Source organism: Microbacterium azadirachtae (assembly GCF_000956505.1).
GTDB lineage: Bacteria > Actinomycetota > Actinomycetes > Actinomycetales > Microbacteriaceae > Microbacterium > Microbacterium azadirachtae_A.
The window spans coordinates 35724-50488 of the sequence record NZ_JYIX01000036.1; the positions used below are offsets into that span (position 1 = coordinate 35724).

Sequence of the window (14765 nt, forward strand, 5' to 3'; positions counted from 1 at the left end):
GTGTGAGGCCGGGGCCGGAACCTCCTCGGCGGCTATGATCGATCGAGCACGACGAGCAGGAGAAACGTGGCGAAGAAGACGAAGGACGACACCCCGATCGGGCCGACCGGGCGTCCCTACCAGGGCTTCCCCATCCCTGCTCCGCTGAAGGCGCACGGTCCCGCGCGGATCATCGCCCTCTGCAACCAGAAGGGCGGCGTCGGCAAGACCACGACGTCGATCAACCTCGCGGCCGCCTTCGCCGAGTACGGGCGGAAGGTTCTCGCCGTCGACTTCGACCCGCAGGGCGCGCTCTCGGCGGGCCTCGGGATCCCCACCCACGAGATCCCCACGGTCTACGACCTGCTGCTGGACACCAAGCGCGACGTGCATGAGGCGATCGTCCACACGCACGTCGAGGGGCTGGATCTGATCCCCGCGAACATCGACCTGTCGGCCGCCGAGGTGCACCTCGTCAACGAGGTCGCCCGCGAGACGATCCTCTCCCGCGTGCTGCGCCAGGTGGCGGGGGAGTACGACGTCATCCTCATCGACTGCCAGCCCTCGCTGGGCCTGCTCACGGTGAACGCCCTCACGGCGGCGCATGGCGTGCTCATCCCGCTGGAGTGCGAATTCTTCGCCCTGCGCGGTGTCGCGCTGCTCATCGAGACGATCGACAAGGTGCGCGACCGCCTCAACCCCTCGATCACCCTCGACGGCCTGCTCGCCACGATGTACGACGCGCGGACCCTGCACTCCCGCGAGGTGCTGGAGCGCGTGGTCGAGGCGTTCGGCGACGACGTGCTGGAGACCGTGATCGGGCGCACCGTCAAGTTCCCCGACGCCTCGGTGTCGGGCGTGCCGATCACCGAGTTCGCGCCGGAGCATCCCGCCGCACAGGCGTACCTGCGACTGGCCCGGGAGCTGGTCGCTCGTGGCGCCGTCGCCTGACGCGATCCCCGAGGACGCCCCGATCCCTGAACCCGAGTCCGGGTTCCGTGTGTCCCTGTCGAACTTCGACGGGCCGTTCGACCTCCTGCTGAATCTCATCTCGAAGCACGAGATGGACATCACAGAGGTGTCGTTGAGCAGGGTCACCGACGATTTCATCGCGTACCTGCGCGAGCTCGGACCGGATGAGGACCTCGACGAGACGAGCGAGTTCCTCGTCGTCGCGGCGACGCTGCTGGACATGAAGGTCGCAGGGCTCCTGCCGCAGGGGGAGCTCGTGGACGCCGAGTCCGTCGCGCTCCTGGAGGCCAGGGATCTGCTGTTCGCGCGGCTGCTGCAGTACCGGGCGTTCAAGGAGGTGTCGACCTGGTTCGCACGCAGCCTGCAGTACGAGGACCGGCGTCACGCCCGCGCGGTGCGGCTGGACGAGAAGCACCGCGCGCGCACGCCGGAGCTGGTGTGGACGCTCAGCGCGGCCGACTTCGGCACGCTCGCCCTGCTCGCGTTCGCGCCGAAGGAGATCCCCACGGTCGGCCTCGACCACCTGCACGCGCCGCTCGTCAGCATCCGGGAACAGGCCGCGATCGTGGTCACGCTGCTGCGCAGCCGGGAATCCGTGACTTTCCGTGAGATCGTGGCAGGGGCCCTGGAGCCAGGAGTCGTGGTGGCGCGCTTCCTCTCCGTGCTGGAGCTGTACCGGCACGCGGCGCTCTCCTTCGAGCAGCTGGAGCCGCTCGGGGAGCTGACCCTGCGATGGTCGGCCGAGCAGTGGACCGACGAGATGCTGGCGACGTTGGGAGCCGATTATGACCGATGACACCATGACCGATGACGCCGTGACCGTCGAGCAGCCGCTCACGGAGAAGCTCGAGGCGATCCTGCTCATCATCGACGAGCCGCACAGCCTCGTCTCCCTCGCCGCCGCCGTCGGCGCCCCCGTGCCTGCAGTGCGGCAGGCGATCGAGTCCCTCGTCGACGAGTACGACGGCCGGGGGCAGGGCCCGCGGCGCGGCTTCGAGCTGCGCGAGGTCGGCGGAGGCTGGCGGCTCTACGTGCGCGAGGACTACGACGACCTCGTCGCGGAATTCGTCGGCGGGCAGGCTCCGGCACGACTGTCGCAGGCGGCGCTCGAGACCCTCGCGGTGATCGCGTACAAGCAGCCGGTCACCCGCAGCCAGGTCGCCTCGATCCGCGCCGTCAACGTCGACTCCGTGGTGCGCACGCTCGTGGGGCGCGGGCTCATCACCGAACTCTTCCAGGACTCGGAGACCGGTGCGATCAACTACGGCACGACGGACGCGCTGCTGCAGAACCTCGGCATCAACTCGCTCGACGAGCTGCCGCCGATCTCGCCGCTGCTCGACGACGGCTCAGAAGGATTCAGCGAAAGGGCATGATGTCGACCGAAACACCCCCTGCCGGTTTCTCGGAGAACGGCGTGCGCCTGCAGAAGGTGCTCGCGAACGCGGGCGTCGCATCGCGGCGCGTGATCGAGCAGTACATCGTCGAGGGACGGATCCGCGTGAACGGATCCGTCGTCACCGAACTCGGCCGACGGATCGACCCGGAGAACGACCTGGTCGATGTGGACGGCACGGCCGTGCAGCTCGACACCGGCAAGCGCTACGTCATGCTGAACAAGCCCACCGGCGTGGTCTCCTCGATGAAGGACGAGAAGGGGCGCGCGGATCTGCGCCGCTTCACGAAGGACTACGAGGAGCGTCTCTACAACGTCGGGCGCCTGGACGCCGAGACCAGCGGGCTGCTCATCCTCACGAACGACGGCGACCTCGCACACGTGCTCGCACACCCCTCCTTCGGCGTGACCAAGGTCTACATCGCCAAGGTCGAGGGCGTCGTCACCGCGCAGACGATCGCGAAGCTCACGAAGGGCATCGAGCTCGAGGACGGGCTGATCGTCGCCGACAAGGCGCGCCTGCTGGACTCGTCCGCGGGATCCAGCCTCGTCGAGCTCACCCTGCACTCCGGGCGCAATCGCATCGTGCGCCGGATGCTCGCGGCGGTCGGGCATCCCGTCACCGAACTCGTGCGGCGTCAGTTCGGCCCGCTGCACCTGGGAACCCTCCCTGCGGGGAAGTCCAGGGAACTGACTAAAATCGAACTCGGCGCGCTTCTGACCCTGTCGCGCCAGGATTCCCCTGCGGAGGGCGCCTCGGATGCGCCGGCGGCCGACCGGGGAGACGCGCAGGAGAACGAGTGAGCGACACGAGCAGGACGCCGAACGAGCGTGCCGCGCGGCTGTCCGGAACCATCCGGATCGTCGGCGCGGGGCTTCTCGGCGCCAGCATCGGGCACGCCCTGACCGCGAAGGGCGTCGACGTCGCCCTCGCCGACACCTCGCCCGCACAGCTGCGGCTCGCGATCGACTACGGCGCGGGCCGCGCCGCTCGCGAGGACGACGCCCCGTCCCTTGTAGTCGTCGCCGTGCCACCGGACGTGACGGCGGACGTCATCGAGGCAGAGCTGGCGCGGTTCCCGGACGCCGTGATCACCGATGTCGCGAGCGTCAAGCTCGAGCCGCTGCGCGTGCTCCGCGAGCGCGGCGTCGATCTGACCCGGTACATCGGATCCCATCCGCTGGCCGGTCGCGAGCGCGGGGGAGCGATCTCGGCGCGCGCCGACATCTTCATCGGCCGCCCCTGGGTGGTCTGCCGCGACGAGGAGACCCGCGCGGCGGATCTCGCGCTCGTCGAAGGCCTGGCTCTCGACCTCGAGGCGATGCCGCTCGAGATGACTCCGGAGGAGCACGACCGCGCGGTCGCCCTGACCTCGCACGTTCCGCAGGTCGTCGCGAGCCTGCTCGCCGCCCGCCTCGCCGACGCCGAGGACGGCTCGCTCCGCCTCGCCGGACAGGGCGTGCGCGACACCACGCGCATCGCCGCCTCCGCCCCCGAGCTGTGGGTGCAGATCCTCGGCGCGAATGCGGCGCCGGTCGTCTCGGTGCTCGATGCGCTCGCGGCGGAGCTCGCCGAGGTCGCCGACGCGCTCCGGGACCCCGACCGCACCGGATCCCGGCGCACGGTCGCCGAGGCGATCCGGCACGGGAACGAGGGCGTCGAGCGGCTGCCGGGCAAGCACGGCCAGAACCGCCGGTTCGAGTCGTTCGTCGTGATGATCGACGACACCGCCGGCCAGCTCGGCCGCCTCTTCGGCGAGCTCGGCGAGCTCGAGGTGAACGTCGAGGACCTGCGCCTGGAGCACTCGCCCGGCGCGCAGTTCGGCCTGGCGGAGATCAGCGTGACGCCGGCTGCCCTCCGCGGCGCGGTCGAGGGTCTCGAGGCCAGGGGATGGCGGATTGCGAGCATGCCCGATGACTGAGTCGTTCATCGTCGCGATCGACGGCCCTGCCGGATCCGGCAAGTCCAGCGTGTCCAAGGCCGTCGCACGACGCCTCGGCTACGGCTTCCTGGACACGGGCGCCGCGTACCGCGCGCTGGCCTGGCACGTCCTGGACCGCGGCGACGACACCGCCGACGAGGCTGCGGTGCTGGCCGCCGCCGCCGACTTCCCGTTCGCGCAGGGGCTCGACCCCGACGACCGTCTCGTGCACGTCGGAGCGACGGACGTGACGGACGCGATCCGCGAACCGAGGGTATCGGGCGCCGTGAGCGGCGTGGCACGCGTGCCCGCCGTGCGCGAGCAGGTGAACGACGCGTTCCGCCGGATCGCGCGAGAGGCCGAATACCCCGCCGTGGTGGTGGAGGGGCGCGACATCACGACCGTGGTCGCCCCGGACGCCCCCGTGCGGATCCTGCTCACCGCGGCTCCCGAGGTGCGCGCAGCGCGCCGGGCCGCGGAGCTCGACGCGGAGGATGCGGGCGCAGTCGCTGCCGCTCTGCATCACCGCGACGCCAAGGACAGCGCGGTGGTGGACTTCCTCACCGCCGCGGAAGGAGTCGAGGTCGTGGATTCGACCGACCTCGACTTCGAGGAGACCATCGATGCCGTGATCGCGGTGATCGAGCGACGTGCGCCTGGAGCGCAGCGAGGAGCCGACAATGGCTGACGAAGAAGAATACGAGGGCGGCGAAGACCGCCTCGCGGAGAAGCTGGACGCGATGGACGAGGAGCTCGTCGAGTCGCGCGCCGCGACCCTGCGTGCGGGCCTCGAGGACTACGACCTGGACGACGAGGACGCCGAGCTGCTCGCAGGCCTCGTCGAGGGCGAGGACGGGATCCAGTTCCTGCCCGCCCTGCCCGTCGTCGCGATCGTGGGACGGCCGAACGTCGGCAAGTCCGCGCTCGTGAACCGGATCCTGGGCCGTCGCGAGGCCGTCGTGGAGGACACCCCCGGTGTCACGCGCGACCGCGTCACGTACAAGGCGGAGTGGATGGACCGGCGTTTCACGGTGGTCGACACCGGTGGCTGGGAGCCCGACGCGAAGGGCATCGACCGTTCGGTCGCCGCGCAGGCAGAGGTCGCGATCGACCTCTGCGACGTGGTGCTGTTCGTCGTCGACGCGAGGGTCGGGGCCACCTCGACCGACGAGCACGTCGTCAAGCTGCTGCGCAAGAGCGGCAAGCCGGTCTTCCTGGTCGCGAACAAGATCGACGACGCCCGGCAGGAGCCGGAGGCCGCCGCGCTGTGGAACCTGGGTCTCGGCGAGCCGTACCCGGTGTCCGCGATCCACGGTCGCGGTGTCGCAGACTTGCTCGACGCCATCATGGAGAAGCTGCCGGAGGTCTCCGCCGTCGCCAAGGGCGAGATCGGCGGACCCCGCCGCGTAGCGATCCTGGGCCGGCCGAACGTGGGCAAGTCCTCGCTGCTGAACAAGGCCGCGGGGGAGGAGCGCGTCGTCGTCAACGAGCTCGCGGGCACCACTCGCGACCCCGTGGACGAGGTCGTGGAGCTGGGCGGCAAGCTGTGGCGCCTCGTCGACACCGCCGGCATCCGCCGCCGCGTGCACCTGCAGCAGGGTGCGGACTTCTACGCGTCGCTGCGCACGTCGACGGCGCTGGAGAAGGCCGAAGTGGCCGTGGTCGTGCTCGACGTGAGCCAGTCGATCAGCGTGCAGGATCTGAACATCATCGACATGGTGCTGGAGTCGGGCCGCGCGCTCGTGCTCGCGTTCAACAAGTGGGACCGCCTGTTCGACGACGACATGGAGAATCAGGACCGCCGCCGGTACCTGGAGCGAGAGATCGAGCAGGACCTGGCGCACGTCGCCTGGGCCCCGCGCGTGAACATCTCGGCGAAGACCGGCCGCCACCTGGACAAGCTCGTCCCGGCGCTGGAGACCGCGCTGGAGAACTGGGACCGCCGGATCCCGACCGGCAAGTTCAACGCCTTCCTCTCCGAGCTCGTCGCCGCCAACCCGCACCCGCTGCGGGGCGGCAAGCAGCCCAGGATCCTGTTCGGCACGCAGGCGACCACACGTCCGCCGACATTCGTGCTGTTCACGACCGGCTTCCTCGACCCCGGCTATCGCCGGTTCATCCAGCGGCGCCTGCGCGAGCTGTACGCCTTCGAGGGCACCCCGATCGTGATCAACATGCGGGTGCGCGAGCGCCGGCAGCGCTGACGGTCACGGCGCCGACCTCAGGGTCGGCGCCGTTCCTGTTCCGTCAGCCCTGGCGTGCCGCGCGCACCATCGCCGTACGGTCGGGTTCGGTGAACCCGAACTGCCGGTAGAGGCCGTGCGCGTCGCTCGTGAACAGCGTCCAGCGCATGTCGGCGCCAGGGCCGTCATCGATCATGAGCTGCATCATGCGCTTGCCGAGGCCGTGGCCGCGGTGCGCGTGATCCACGTAGACGTCGGCGAGGTAGGCGAACCCGATGCCGTCCGAGACCGCACGAGCGAAACCCACCTGCTCGCCGGTGCCGGCGCGATAGACGCCGACGACGCGCCAGGCGTTCGCGAGCTGGGCCTCGACGTCGGCGCGCGTGCGCCAGCGGCCCCAGTAGACCTCGGTCGAGAGCCAGGTCCACACCGCGTCGGGCTGGATCCGGGAGGGATCGTCGTCCAGTTCGTAGGCATCGTTCATGCACACCATTCTTGCAACGGTGACGGCGTGCAACGATCCGTCGCACGGAGCCACCCATCGACGGCGTGTGAAAGGGTGGAGGGGTGACGATCGTTCCCCCGGAACCCGGTGAACCTCGGCGCCCCCAGGGGCCGCTGAGCAGCGGCGATGCCTGGGTGGTGGCGCCGACGGGGGAGCGGTACTGGGGCCGTTATGGCGCGGCGGGGCTGCTCGCCCACGACCGGGAGCGCGGCGTGCTGCTGCAGCACCGGGTCGCCTGGAGCCACCACGGCGGCACCTGGGCGCTGCCCGGCGGTGCGCTGCACGAGGGCGAGTCTGCCCGTGAGGGCGCGATCCGCGAGGCGCAGGAGGAGGCCGGCGTGCCGGACGGCGCCGTCAGGGCGCAGTTCGAGAGCGTGCTGGACCTCGGGATCTGGAGCTACACGACCGTGGTCGCCGACGTGGTCACGCCGTTCGAGCCCGTGATCAGCGATCCGGAGAGCCTGGCGCTGCAGTGGGTCCCGGTCGACGAGGTGGACCACCGTGCGCTGCACCCCGGCTTCGCCGAGGCGTGGCCCGAGTTGCGTGCGCTGCTGGACGTACGGCCGGTGGTCGTGGTGGACGCCGCGAACGTGGTCGGATCCGTGGCGGACGGCTGGTGGAAGGACCGCGCGGGAGCGACCGCGCGCCTTCGCGACCGGCTGGACGCGTGGGCTCGGCGTGGAGTATCGGCGGAACGGGTCGCGCTGGATTCGACGCGCTGGCATCCGCGGGTGGTCCTCGTCGCCGAAGGCGCGGCGCGGGAGGTCGCAGACCCCGCCGACAGCGCCGATGTGGCATGCGCGGTAGAGATCGTGCGTGCCCCCGCGGCGGGCGACGACGCGATCGTCGACGTCGCGGGCGAGCGCGTGGCGGCGGGCGATCGGGTTTTCGTCGTCACGAGCGACCGCGGCCTGACTGCGCGGATCGAGACGCTGACGGGCGACGGCGGTCCGGCCGAGGTGCAGCCCGTGCGCTGGCTCCTCGATCAGCTCGATGAGGTCCCGCTGCCCGCGGAGTAGCACCGGCAGAACTCAGACGAACATGACGCGTCGTGGCGCACGGTCGTCGTAGGCGCGACCGATCGGACTCGTCCAGCGCAGCGTTCCATCGGGAAGCTGATGCGCTGTCCAGCGATGACCCGCATCGATATCGGGATGCTTGAGCGCGTGATGCCCTGGACAGAAGTCGCTCAGGTTGGTGATCTCGGTCTGCCCGCCCAGAGCGAAGTCCTCGTTGTGATCGATGTCGCAGCGGCGGGCGGGCGTGTGGCATCCCGGGAAGCGGCAGCGCTGATCCCTCGCCCTCAGGAACCGCTTCATCGCGGTGGTCGGCGTGTAGCGGTCGACCTTCGTGACCATTCCGGCGTCATCCAGGAACAGCCGATTCCATCCGCTGGCGCGACGGGCGAGATCCCGGGCGATGTCGGGATGCAGCGGACCGTGTCCATCCAGCTCGGCGAGCCGATCGTCCTCCCCGGCGAGGGTGCTGCCGGCGATGGTCACCTGTACCGTCGCGGTGATCCGATCCAGGCCGGTGCCGAGCGCTTCGGAGGGCGTCGCGGCGAGCAGCAGGTCGATGAAGGTGTCGGCCTCGATCTCGCGACGAGTCCGGCCGTCCGCCGCGACGAACTCGGGCCGGGCGTCGGGCCCGACCGTGGCGGCGACGGCGGTCGCGAGGCTGCGGAGGCGATCCATGATCGCCACGGCGTAGACCTCTGGCAGCACGGCCGTCAGCAGTGCCAGTCCGTCGTCGAGGGGGCGGATCGTGATCTGACGCTCGGACGCCGCCCTGGCGTGGCGCTCCCGGATGCTCTCCCCGGCGAGGGCGGCCGTGATCTGCCGAGCGTGCGGCCGGGTGCGCGCCGGCGTCTCGTGTTCGGCGATCGTGAGGGCGGCGGTTTCGTACACCGCGAGCGTCTCGGCGTCGAGGTTGCCGTTGAGTACCGCCTCGCGAACGGGAGCGGCCGCGGCGACCAGCACGCGGACGTGCTGCGCCGTGATATCACCCTGGCGCAGGGCGCGACGCAGCGCGGGGAAGAACTCGCTCAGAGCCGCTGCATCGTTGAATCCGAGCTCGGCGGCGGTCTTGGAGATGTGCCCGGCGGCCGAGTACTCCGCGATCATCGACCGGCGGATCATGTCGCGGTGCTGGGGGTCGGCGCGGACATCCGCGTCGAAGAGGTCCGCCCTGGCGGCCAGCAGCTCGGAGGCCTCGCCCTCGAGTCGTGCGATCTCAGCCCGCTTCGCCACCCACGCATCCAGCAGCGCGCCGCGAGCTGCGGCGGGAGGGAGCGGGGCTTCGTTCATGCTCCCAGTATAGAACAGAGCTTCGATCACAGGAGGGGGTGTGGAAAACTTTTCTCCCTGATCGCGTGCGAATTCTTGGTCATCGGTCGCTGTGCTCCCCGCCCTGATCGCGCCCGCGCAGCCGGTCGATGTCGCGGCGTTCGCGTTTGGTCGGACGGCCTGCTCCCCGGTCCCGCAGACCGGCGGCGGCCATCGGATCCCGCGGTGGCGTGCGATCCTCGGCGGCGACGGCCGCGAGGGGAGCGCCGACGCGCTTGACCAGCGTCTGGCGGACGATGAGGATCCGATCGAATCCGCTGATCCTGATCCGCAGCTCGTCGCCGATCTTCACGGTCTGCGCGGCCTTGACCCGATCGCCGTTGAGTCGCACGTGGCCGGCGCGGCACGCGGTCGTTGCGGCGGAGCGGGTCTTGAACACCCGCACGGCCCAGAGCCAGCTGTCGATGCGGACGGGACCACGGGCCCAGGGGTCCGTGTTCATGCGAGCGACTCCGTGCCACGTTCGACGGCGTCGGCGCGAGCGTCGGCCGGTGCCGGGCCGTTCTCGCCGCGGCGCAGGGCCAGGAGCGCGCCGGCGACGATCAGCCCTTGCCCGATCGTGTACGTGGCCATGACGGCGGGGCTCGTCCAGCCGGGCATCGCGCCGGGAAGGAACAGGCGGAAAGCCAGGATCGAGTCGCTCGAGAGGAAGAAGACTCCACCCCAGGCGATCATCGTGCGGCAGCGCGCCGAGGTCGCGGCCGTCCCGGCGAGCACGATGCCGTACGCGGCGACCGCCGCGAACAGGGAACCGGTGTGCGGCCCGAGCACCGCGATCATGAGCAGCCACCACAGCACGTAGACGACGGTCCACAGTGGCAGCCGGCGCACGCGCAGGTGGCGGAGGAACAGCAGGATGTAGGCGACGTGCGCGAGGGCGAAGAAGCCCAGCATGAGCGGCAGCTCCGGCACGAACGGGAAGAACAGCCCCGCCTCGTCGCCGAGCCAGGAGAAGAGCAGCGCGATCGCCAGGAGCACAGCAGCGCCCCGCGGCGCCAGAGTCTTCCAGGCGAGCACCACGGGGATCGCGAGCAGGGGCATCAGCAGCGCCTTCGTCGGAACCGCGAGCGGGCTCCGGGTGGCGAGCGCGATCACATGGACCAGGGCGACGACGATGTACGGCGCGAACGGCCACAGGGCGCGAAGTCGGGTGCGGCTCTGCATCCCTCCATCGTAGGAGCGAGAGGACGCCCGGCTCGCCGCGGCATCGGCGGTCACCGCTATCCCGCGAGGTCGAGGCTGACCAGGGGGCGTCCTGACCGCAGCTCGCCGACGACCGAGAACCCCGCGGCGAGGAAGGTCGACAGTGCTCCGTGGAACAGCTCGTTCGGCGACACCTTCACTGCAGCCGTGTCGACGGGGTAGCCCTCGACGACGCGGGCGCCGGACTCGCGGGCGTAGTCGACGGCGGCCGCGAGGAGGGCGGCGTTCAAACCCTGCCCGCGATGGTCGCGTCGCACGGAGAAGCACGTCACCGCCCACACGCCGCCATCCTCGAGCGGTTCCTGCGTGGCGGCCACGATCGCTCGCGTGTAGGCGAGCCTGGCTTGCCCCGGGCGCGGGCCGATGCGGATCCAGCCCGCGGCCTCCCCGTCCCGGTATGCGACGATGCCCGGCGGGGGACCGGTCGTGATCTCCTCCCGGAGGATCCCGACCCGCTGGTCCTTCGTCGTGGCGTTCCAGTCCTTGTTGCGCAGCACCGGCCATACGCACTGGCACGAGGCGCCGTCGCCGCCTCCGGTGAGCGTGCGCTGCACGTCCTCCCACTCCGTGAGCGTCGCTGCCTTCGTCGTGATCGCTGACATGGTCCGACCCTACGCGGCGGTTCGGACAGGGGCGCGGAACCGCGGGACTTCACCCGCCCAGCGCGGTGGTCGGGTCGGTGCGGGCGGCTCGGACGGCGGGGTAGAGGCCGGCGACGGCGCCGATGAGGAGCGTGGCCCCGATCGCGATGGCGAGGGTGACGGGAGGGATGGCGACTGGCCATCCTCTGAGAAGCGCGAAGCCTGCGGTCACCGCCACACCGAGGGCGGCGCCGAGGACTCCGCCCAGTGCCGAGAGCAGCAGCGCCTCGGAGAGGAACTGCGTGCGGATGTGGCCCCGAGTAGCGCCGAGCGCGCGTCGCAGGCCGATCTCGCGGCGGCGTTCCAGCACGGAGATGATCATCGTGTTCGCCACGCCGATGCCGCCGACGAGCAGTGCGACGGAGCCGAGACCGACGAGAAGACCGGTGAACGCCTGGTCCGCGGCCTTCTTCGCGGCGAGGGCATCGGAGGGACGGGACACGGTGACCTGGTCGGGTGTCTGCGGGCTGACGGTCCGACCGAGACGGGTGCGCACCGACTCCACGGCCGCGTCCGATGATCGTTCGTAGACCATGGTCGGGCTTCCGTCGTAGCCGAACTGCGCGTGGGCGATCGGGATGCCGATCAGGGCGGACGTGTCCAGTTCGGGCGCGAGAGGGACGGCCTCGAGAATGCCGACCACCGTGAAGTAGCGGCCGCCGAGCCACACCTGTGCTCCGGGAGAGGCCACTCCCAGTCTTTCGGCCGCCTTCGCGCCCAGCACCACGGCCGGGAAGTTCGCGGTGGCGGCGTTCAGCCATGATCCGGCCGCGAGTCTCGCTCCGGTGGTGCCTGGCAGCCGCAGGTCGGCCGCCCGCACTGTGATTCCGCCGGTCTCGGACGGATCCGTCAGATGGCTGCGATAGACGCTCACGGACAGGTCGCCGTAGCCGCTGGCGCTCTCGACGCCGTCGAGCATCCCGACCTTCGCGATCGTGTCGGGAGGGAGCTTCGTGTCCTGACCGAAGACGCTCTTCCCTGCCTGGGCGGTCAGCAGGTTGGTCCCGAGGCTCGCCAACTGGGCGTTGAGCTTCGCCTGGCTCGATGCGGAGATGCCGACGACGGCGATCATCGCGGCGATCCCGATGGCGATGCCCAGCGCCGACAGGATCGCGCGAGCAGGCCGGGTGCGAAGGCCCACGGTGCCCAGGCGCACGGCGTCCCTCGCGAGCAGTCGCGAGCGGGGACGCGGTGGGGGCGCTGAGGGGTTCGCCGCCGAGGTCGTGGCGAAGTCCGCCGGTGCCGTTGTGATGCTCATGCGACCGACCTGCTCGCCGAATCGGAGAGCACGCGGCCATCGCGGATCGCGATCCGTCGAGGCAGTCGCTCCGCCAGCTCCGCATCGTGGGTGATGACCACGACGGTGGTTCCCCGGGCGTTGATCTCGTGCAGCAGTTCGATGATCCTCGCCCCGGCCATCGAGTCGAGGTTGCCGGTCGGTTCGTCGGCCAGCAGCAGAGGCGGTTCGCCGATCATCGCGCGGGCGATGGCGACGCGCTGCCGCTCTCCGCCGGAGAGCTGGTGCGGACGATGGCCATGCCGATGGCCGAGCCCCACGCGGTCGAGCACGGCGCGCGCCCGCTCCCGCCGCTCCGGTCGCGGGATTCCTGCATAGAGCAGCCCGTCCGCCACATTGTCGAGAGCGGTCACGCCCTCCGCCAGGTGGAATTGCTGGAAGATGAAACCGATTCGATGGGCGCGCAGCGCCGAGAGGGCACGATCCGAGAGGCTCCTCACATCCACTCCTTCGATGAGTGCCGTGCCGGCGGTGGGCCTGTCGAGCGTGCCGATCAGATTGAGGAGGGTCGACTTGCCGGAGCCGCTCGGGCCGACGATCGCGACGAACTCGCCCTCGCGGATGGTCAGGTTCACTCCGGCGCAGGCGAGCGCGGGGGGTTCGCCGTAGCCCCGCTCGACGTCACGGAGCACGATGATGTCGCTCATGATCCTGGCACCACGACTTTCTGTCCTTCGTCGATCCCCGGTCCGGTGATCTCGACGCGCCCTCCGGCGAACAGGCCGGTCGTCACAGGGACGCGTGTGGTCTTGCCGGACCGGGGATCGACGATCTCGACTCCGAAACGGTTCCCGTCGAGCGCCTGGAGGGCTCCGACGGGGACGGAGAGCACGTTCTCGCGCGCCTCCGACGGGAAGTTCACGGTCACGCTCGCCTGCTGCAGGGGGCCGACCGAGGCCGGGTCGGAGAGGGCGACCACCACCGGGATGACCACCGTCTTGCCTGCGCCGCTCTCCTTCTCGGTCGGTACTCCCACCGAGGCGATCGTGCCGTCTGTGGATTTTCCCGACGGCAGATCGATGGTGACCTTGCCGCCGACCGTCGCGAGCTGCTGGTCGGCCAGTTTGAGGTCGACATCCACCTTCTTGTCGAGCGCTGTGACCCCGAGCACGGGTGAGCCAGGGCCGAGCTGCGCGCCGACCGGTGCTTTCACCGCGGCGACCCGGACATCACCGACGGAGAACACGACGCGGCCGAGGTCGATGACGCCGGTCCTCTCCTGACCGGTGGCCTTCTGCCAGGCCCGGATGGCCTCGGCGGTGCGCGCGGTGAACTCCTCGTCCGGTTCGCGGGAGAAGTAGCCGAGTGCGGCAAGGCTGCGCTCGAGCTGTGCGACATCCGGACCGTTCGACATCCCCTCCTCGAAGGCCCGCCACGCCGGGAGATCGCCGTGGAACAGGAACACGGGGACGTTGTCGACGGCGAAGAGCGCCTGGCCGAGGGCGATCTGCGTGCCGGGCGCCGGCAGCGAGGTGATGACTCCGCCGACCCCGCTCATGATGTCTCGGGCGCCCGCGTAGGCGAGAGTGCCGGTCGACTTCGTCGTACCGGTGAGCGTGCCCCGCTCGATCGGCGCTGATTCGACGTGCAGGGTCTTCTTGACGGGCGGCGGGGAGGAAGGCGTCGCGCCGAAGGCATAGGCCCCGGCACCGGCGCCGAGGAGAACAGCCACTCCGGCGGCAGCGCCGACGATCACCCGCCGACGCCGCCGCTTCCTGCGTGCGAGGTCGACCTGGGTCCCCGGTGCGGGCGCCGAATCGTGCTCCGCGGCTTCGGCCGCTGAGGTCGTCTCAGCCATTGGGTCGCGCGCTTCCACCGTCGGCGTCGCCCGCGCCGGGCAGACACTTCTTGAGCACCTCCGGGGGGACGTCCATCGGCATGGCCGCAGTGCTTCCGTTCTTCGGGTCCGGCATGTCGATGCCGTTCTCGCGGAAGCACTTCGCGCTCTTCAGCGCCTCTTCCTGCAGCTGCTCTTCCGTCTTGCCCTCGTCGCCGGGGGCGGCGGGAGGATTGCCGAGCTTCTCCCGGCACTTGGTGCTCGCCTTGTCGAAGGCGGCGGCGTTCGATTGATCGATCGTGACGCCGAGACCGCCCTTGCTGGGATCAGGGAAATCGAGACCCTCGCCGCGCATGCACTGGGCGAACGCGAGTTGCCAGTCGTCGAAGCTCTTGGCTTCGGCTGAGGGCCTCTCGGCTCCGTCGCTGCTCGGCTGGCCGCCGCCTCCGGCGCTGCATCCCGACAGGATGGCGATCGTCAGGGGCACAGCAGCCAGGGCGGCCAGCGCGCCACGCGACCTCTTCGTGAGGAACATGGTCTCTCCT

General features: G+C 70.4%; 17 protein-coding genes. 8 read left to right on the top strand and 9 right to left on the bottom strand.

The window, feature by feature from the left end; genetic code table 11:
* Positions 1-66 precede the first annotated feature (66 nt).
* Genes RS86_RS11480 through der form a run of 7 tightly spaced genes read left to right on the top strand, consistent with a single transcriptional unit; the run spans position 67 to position 6473 of the window.
* On the top strand, positions 67-930 hold the full coding sequence (locus RS86_RS11480) for a ParA family protein (protein ID WP_045272403.1): 864 nt from the start codon (positions 67-69) through the stop codon (positions 928-930).
* Positions 914-1747, top strand: coding sequence for a segregation and condensation protein A (locus RS86_RS11485; protein ID WP_045272404.1), 834 nt, complete (start codon positions 914-916; stop codon positions 1745-1747). Before RS86_RS11480 ends, RS86_RS11485 begins: the two co-directional genes overlap by 17 nt.
* Positions 1737-2327 (top strand): SMC-Scp complex subunit ScpB, encoded by a 591-nt coding sequence (gene scpB / locus RS86_RS11490; RefSeq protein ID WP_200892802.1) that lies wholly within the window; start codon positions 1737-1739, stop codon positions 2325-2327. Before RS86_RS11485 ends, scpB begins: the two co-directional genes overlap by 11 nt.
* A complete protein-coding gene (locus RS86_RS11495; RefSeq protein WP_235281760.1) occupies positions 2324-3151 on the top strand; it encodes a pseudouridine synthase in 828 nt (275 codons plus the stop codon). Before scpB ends, RS86_RS11495 begins: the two co-directional genes overlap by 4 nt.
* Positions 3148-4269, top strand: a complete 1122-nt coding sequence (locus RS86_RS11500) for a prephenate dehydrogenase (protein WP_045272406.1) — start codon at positions 3148-3150, stop codon at positions 4267-4269. Before RS86_RS11495 ends, RS86_RS11500 begins: the two co-directional genes overlap by 4 nt.
* Complete coding sequence (cmk, locus tag RS86_RS11505; RefSeq protein WP_045272407.1) at positions 4262-4957, top strand: (d)CMP kinase; 696 nt, start codon at positions 4262-4264, stop codon at positions 4955-4957. Before RS86_RS11500 ends, cmk begins: the two co-directional genes overlap by 8 nt.
* Entirely contained in the window at positions 4950-6473 is a 1524-nt protein-coding gene (der, locus tag RS86_RS11510) for a ribosome biogenesis GTPase Der (protein ID WP_045272408.1), read from the top strand. Before cmk ends, der begins: the two co-directional genes overlap by 8 nt.
* Positions 6474-6516: 43 nt before the next feature.
* Here the strand turns inward: der and RS86_RS11515 are convergent, their stop codons facing one another.
* Positions 6517-6936: a GNAT family N-acetyltransferase gene (locus RS86_RS11515; protein ID WP_082076744.1), complete on the bottom strand. Its 420-nt coding sequence runs from the start codon at positions 6934-6936 to the stop codon at positions 6517-6519.
* 83 nt (positions 6937-7019) lie between these two features.
* On the opposite strand from RS86_RS11515, the gene RS86_RS11520 reads away from it, so the two are divergent.
* A complete protein-coding gene (locus tag RS86_RS11520; RefSeq protein ID WP_045272410.1) occupies positions 7020-7976 on the top strand; it encodes an NUDIX domain-containing protein in 957 nt (318 codons plus the stop codon).
* Between the two features lie 12 nt (positions 7977-7988).
* On the opposite strand, the gene RS86_RS11525 is transcribed toward RS86_RS11520, so the two are convergent.
* The 8 genes from RS86_RS11525 to RS86_RS11560 form a co-directional block, all read right to left on the bottom strand.
* Complete coding sequence (locus tag RS86_RS11525; RefSeq protein WP_045272411.1) at positions 7989-9263, bottom strand: HNH endonuclease signature motif containing protein; 1275 nt, start codon at positions 9261-9263, stop codon at positions 7989-7991.
* A gap of 79 nt (positions 9264-9342) precedes the next feature.
* The gene (locus tag RS86_RS11530; RefSeq protein ID WP_045272412.1) at positions 9343-9744 is read right to left on the bottom strand and encodes an RNA-binding S4 domain-containing protein; all 402 of its coding nucleotides are present in this window, start codon (positions 9742-9744) and stop codon (positions 9343-9345) included.
* Positions 9741-10466: a lysoplasmalogenase family protein gene (locus tag RS86_RS11535; RefSeq protein ID WP_045272413.1), complete on the bottom strand. Its 726-nt coding sequence runs from the start codon at positions 10464-10466 to the stop codon at positions 9741-9743. The genes RS86_RS11530 and RS86_RS11535 overlap by 4 nt, the downstream gene beginning before the upstream one ends.
* Positions 10467-10522: 56 nt before the next feature.
* On the bottom strand, positions 10523-11107 hold the full coding sequence (locus RS86_RS11540; RefSeq protein ID WP_045272414.1) for a GNAT family N-acetyltransferase: 585 nt from the start codon (positions 11105-11107) through the stop codon (positions 10523-10525).
* Between the two features lie 49 nt (positions 11108-11156).
* Positions 11157-12404: an ABC transporter permease gene (locus tag RS86_RS11545; protein WP_082076745.1), complete on the bottom strand. Its 1248-nt coding sequence runs from the start codon at positions 12402-12404 to the stop codon at positions 11157-11159.
* Positions 12401-13090, bottom strand: coding sequence for an ABC transporter ATP-binding protein (locus RS86_RS11550; protein ID WP_045272415.1), 690 nt, complete (start codon positions 13088-13090; stop codon positions 12401-12403). Before RS86_RS11550 ends, RS86_RS11545 begins: the two co-directional genes overlap by 4 nt.
* The gene (locus RS86_RS11555) at positions 13087-14241 is read right to left on the bottom strand and encodes an efflux RND transporter periplasmic adaptor subunit (RefSeq protein ID WP_045272416.1); all 1155 of its coding nucleotides are present in this window, start codon (positions 14239-14241) and stop codon (positions 13087-13089) included. Before RS86_RS11555 ends, RS86_RS11550 begins: the two co-directional genes overlap by 4 nt.
* Complete coding sequence (locus RS86_RS11560) at positions 14234-14755, bottom strand: hypothetical protein (RefSeq protein WP_045272417.1); 522 nt, start codon at positions 14753-14755, stop codon at positions 14234-14236. The genes RS86_RS11555 and RS86_RS11560 overlap by 8 nt, the downstream gene beginning before the upstream one ends.
* Positions 14756-14765 lie beyond the last annotated feature (10 nt).

Bases quoted from the DNA above. Each gene is read 5' to 3' on its own strand.
- scpB (WP_200892802.1), top strand. From the start codon at position 1,737: ATGACCGATGACACCATGACCGATGACGCCGTGACCGTCGAGCAGCCG.
- RS86_RS11495 (WP_235281760.1), top strand. From the start codon at position 2,324: ATGATGTCGACCGAAACACCCCCTGCCGGTTTCTCGGAGAACGGCGTG.
- cmk (WP_045272407.1), top strand. From the start codon at position 4,262: ATGACTGAGTCGTTCATCGTCGCGATCGACGGCCCTGCCGGATCCGGC.
- der (WP_045272408.1), top strand. From the start codon at position 4,950: ATGGCTGACGAAGAAGAATACGAGGGCGGCGAAGACCGCCTCGCGGAG.
- RS86_RS11515 (WP_082076744.1), bottom strand. From the start codon at position 6,936: ATGAACGATGCCTACGAACTGGACGACGATCCCTCCCGGATCCAGCCC.
- RS86_RS11525 (WP_045272411.1), bottom strand. From the start codon at position 9,263: ATGAACGAAGCCCCGCTCCCTCCCGCCGCAGCTCGCGGCGCGCTGCTG.
- RS86_RS11530 (WP_045272412.1), bottom strand. From the start codon at position 9,744: ATGAACACGGACCCCTGGGCCCGTGGTCCCGTCCGCATCGACAGCTGG.
- RS86_RS11535 (WP_045272413.1), bottom strand. From the start codon at position 10,466: ATGCAGAGCCGCACCCGACTTCGCGCCCTGTGGCCGTTCGCGCCGTAC.
- RS86_RS11540 (WP_045272414.1), bottom strand. From the start codon at position 11,107: ATGTCAGCGATCACGACGAAGGCAGCGACGCTCACGGAGTGGGAGGAC.
- RS86_RS11545 (WP_082076745.1), bottom strand. From the start codon at position 12,404: ATGAGCATCACAACGGCACCGGCGGACTTCGCCACGACCTCGGCGGCG.
- RS86_RS11550 (WP_045272415.1), bottom strand. From the start codon at position 13,090: ATGAGCGACATCATCGTGCTCCGTGACGTCGAGCGGGGCTACGGCGAA.
- RS86_RS11555 (WP_045272416.1), bottom strand. From the start codon at position 14,241: ATGGCTGAGACGACCTCAGCGGCCGAAGCCGCGGAGCACGATTCGGCG.
- RS86_RS11560 (WP_045272417.1), bottom strand. From the start codon at position 14,755: ATGTTCCTCACGAAGAGGTCGCGTGGCGCGCTGGCCGCCCTGGCTGCT.